Source organism: Bacteroidota bacterium, from assembly GCA_034723125.1.
GTDB lineage: Bacteria > Bacteroidota > Bacteroidia > CAILMK01 > JAAYUY01 > JAYEOP01.
This window is the reverse complement of sequence record JAYEOP010000181.1, coordinates 1-3,715: the sequence shown is the minus strand read 5'-3', so window position 1 is coordinate 3,715 and position 3,715 is coordinate 1. Positions and strand designations below refer to the sequence as shown.

The window sequence follows — 3,715 nt, the reverse complement described above, 5'->3', positions numbered from 1 at the left end:
ATTTTTATCTTTCTCAACTCACTGATGCTAAGGCATCGCTTCGTCTCAAAAAATAAAAATCTCACCTGCCTGACGGCAAAGGCAGGTCAAAAATCTTAGAAATCATAAAATTTGATAGTTTTCTTAGAGGCACTAATTAATATTTACAAATTTCGGGGTGTTTTTATTAATTTTAGAGACTTATTCAAAAACCAATTTTTCCACAACCTCATTTCCATCCATAAAAGCAATTCTCAAAAAGTAAATTCCTTTTACTTGCTTGTTCAATTCATAATTTTTTGCACTTAAATCCTGAATTTTAAAAACTGATTTTCCTGAAACATTGTATAAGTTAATGGATTTAATTCTTGTTTCTGATTTAATGTAAACTTTTCCGTTTGAAGGATTTGGATAAAGAGTTATTTTAGGATATTTTGTTTTTGCAATTGAGCTAGTTGAATCTTTTACAAGTATGTGATATGCTCTTGTGCTACTTCCATTAATAGGGCATGCATCATCTTTTGCCGTTACAATAAAGACCCAAGTTATGGGTTTAACATCTTGTTTTGTAGGTGTCCAATTAAATACTCCTGTTGGGTATTTTGCCTTTTTGTTATTATCTGTCCATGATGCATCGTGTATTGCTGCGTTCCAGCCTATCAGTATGGTATCTTCAGAATCGCTGTCATAAGCATGAATTATGATAGTTATAGGTTTATTTACATATACTTCCCTATAAAATGGTCCACTTAATTTAGGTGGATTATTTTTTGGACATGTTATTACAATTATTTGAAATTCTCGCCTTATTTTTCCTATTAATATCCCATTTCTATATTCTTCTATTTGCATTGCCATAACAGTTTGTTCATTTTTCACCGGGCGAAATTGAATAATACCTGTGTTAATACTTAAATGAAAACCTTTAGGAGATTCAAGCTCTTTATTGGGAAATCCCCAAAATTGTAGTGGTTTATCATAAGAATATTGTCCTGTATAAGTTATATTTGAACTTTCACTACTTAAAGGATGATACCATGAGTAAACTAAGGAATCTAACATTCCACCTAGGGGAGACATATCTGGATCATGTGTTCCATTGCAATACATAAAATCCATATCCTTACATATAATTACAACAGGAGGATTTGTAAATCTTGGTGAATTATCACAAGGACTTACACAACGGTTCATCATTGCATCAATATAAAAGTTTTGATTTGCTACTCCGGTTGTAATTGTTGCACTTCTGCAACACTCAGAATAAGATAAAGTTATTTCACAACAAGCTCCTGCATTTGTTAAAACCAATAATTTCTGAAAAGTATATTGCTCTATCCCATAAGGAAAAATGCAATTTGAATCGTTGCACCTTGTACAAGTTGTTCCGCAAGTAGGTGTAATGTCAATAGGTGCTGGCTTATAAATATTAAGAGTTGTAATTAACTTATTGGTTGATTTGCATTTGACATCAATATTGGCATTGCCTAAAATTTTGCCATTACAATCTCGATAAATTACAAGTTTTATCATGAAACTATCCTGACCTATGCATACCCATGTTAAATCTCCTCCCATTATGTTATTTGAAGAAGCAGGTTTTGTAATAAAAAACATGGCGATAAAAAGTGTGATGAGTAATAAATTTTTCTTTTTCATAATTTTGTATTTATCTTATTTATTCAAAAACAATTTTTTCTACAACTTCATTTCCATCCATCAAGCCAAGTTTTAAAAAGTAAATTCCTTTTACTTGCTTGTCCAATTCATAATTTTTTGCACTTAAATTTTGAACTTTTAAAATTGATTTTCCTAAGGAATTATATAAATTAATGGATTTAATTCTTGTTTCTGATTTAATGTAAACTTTTCCGCTTGAGGGATTTGGATAAAGAGTTATTATAGGATATTTTGTTTTTGCAATTGAGCTAGTTGAATCTTTTACAAGTATGTGATATGCTCTTGTGCTACTTCCATTAATAGGCCATGCGTCATCTTTTACCCTTACAATAAATACCCAAGGTATGGGTTTAACATCTTGTTTTGTAGGTGTCCAATTAAATACTCCTGTTGGGTATTTTGCCTTTTTGTTATTATCTGTCCATGATGCATCGTGTATTGCTGCGTCCCAGCCTATCAGTAAGGTATCTTCTGAATCGCTGTCATAAGTATTAATTGTGAAAGTTACAGGTTGATTTACATATACTTCCTTATAAATCGGACTACTTAATACAGGTGCACTGTTATACGGACATTTTATTACTATAAATTGTAAATTTCGTTTTACTCTTCCTATTAATATTCCATTTCTGTATTCTTCGACTTGCATTGTCATTACGGTTTGTTCAACTTTTATAGGGAGAAATGATATAGAACCCGTATAAACATTAATATGAAAGCCTTGAGGGAATTGAAGGTCTTTATTAGGAAATCCCCAAAAGTGAATTGGCTTATCATAGGAATATTGTCCTGTATAAGTTATATTTGAATTTTCACTACTTAAAGGATGACACCATGAGTAAACTAAGGAATCTGACAATCCACCTGTGGGAGACATATCTTGGTCATTTACTCCACTGCTATACAAAAAAATTTCACCAACACAGATAATTGCCATTGGAGGATTTACAAATGAAGGTGAGTTATCGCAAGGACTTACACAACGATTCAGCATTGCATCAATATAAAAATTTTGATTGGCATCAATTGTTGTAATTGCGGAATTTCTACAGCACATTGAGTAAGATAAAGTTAGTTCACAACAACTACCTGCACTACTCAATACTGCAAGTTTTTGATAAGTATATTGTTCTATTCCAAAAGGAAATAAACTATTTGAATCTGAGCATCTTGTAACAGTTGAACCGCAGCTTGGTGTAATGTCAATAGGTGCTGGCTTATAAATATTAAGAATTGTAATTAACTTATTGGTTGATTTGCATTTGATGTTAACGATAGCATTGCCTAATTGAACACCGTTACAATCTCTGTAAACGACAAGTTTTATCATAAAACTATCTTGACCAATGCATGACCATGTTAAATCTCCTCCCATTATTTGGGATGATGCCGATTTGGGTGAAAAAAATATGCTAATCAACAATGCTACTAATATTAAACTTTTCTTTTTCATAATATTACTTTTTAAAGAAATTATGGATATTATTTAAAACACAATATACTACTTTTTTTATTCAAAAACAATTTTCTCTACAATTTCATTTCCATCCATCAATCCAATTTTTAAGAAATAAATTCCTTTTACTTGCTTGTCCAATTCATGAATTTTTGTACTCAAATCCTGAGTTTCTAAAATTAACTTTCCTAAGGAATTATATAAATTAATGGATTCTATTTTTCTTTCTGATTTGATGTAAACTTTTCCATTTGAAGGGTTTGGATAAATCAATATTTCAGAATTTTCTATTTCTGTAATTCTGTTTACTTTAGCATTTATGAAAGCTATTTTTGTAAGTGAATCTGCACAGCCGAGGTCGGAAATAACTTTAAGCATCACATCATAATTCCCGACATTTTGATAAGTGAAAGTTGGGTTTTGAACAATTGAAGAATTTCCGTTTCCGAAATACCAGAAGTATTGGGAAATAGCATTAAAAACAATTGTTGAAGAATCGTAAAAATTAATAACAAAGGGAACTTCTCCTGAAAAAATATTAGCTCCAAAATTTGCAATTGGAATATCTCCAATTTGTACAAAAATAGAATCAAATTTTGT

General features: G+C 30.8%; 3 protein-coding genes. All 3 read right to left on the bottom strand.

What is annotated here, in order from left to right; genetic code table 11:
* Positions 1–180: 180 nt before the first annotated feature.
* Complete coding sequence (locus tag U9R42_05420) at positions 181–1,638, bottom strand: T9SS type A sorting domain-containing protein (protein ID MEA3495459.1); 1,458 nt, start codon at positions 1,636–1,638, stop codon at positions 181–183.
* A 19-nt stretch (positions 1,639–1,657) separates the two neighbouring features.
* Positions 1,658–3,112: a T9SS type A sorting domain-containing protein gene (locus U9R42_05415; GenBank protein ID MEA3495458.1), complete on the bottom strand. Its 1,455-nt coding sequence runs from the start codon at positions 3,110–3,112 to the stop codon at positions 1,658–1,660.
* Between the two features lie 57 nt (positions 3,113–3,169).
* Positions 3,170–3,715: T9SS type A sorting domain-containing protein (locus U9R42_05410; GenBank protein ID MEA3495457.1), on the bottom strand; the 546-nt coding region annotated here is incomplete at its 5' end.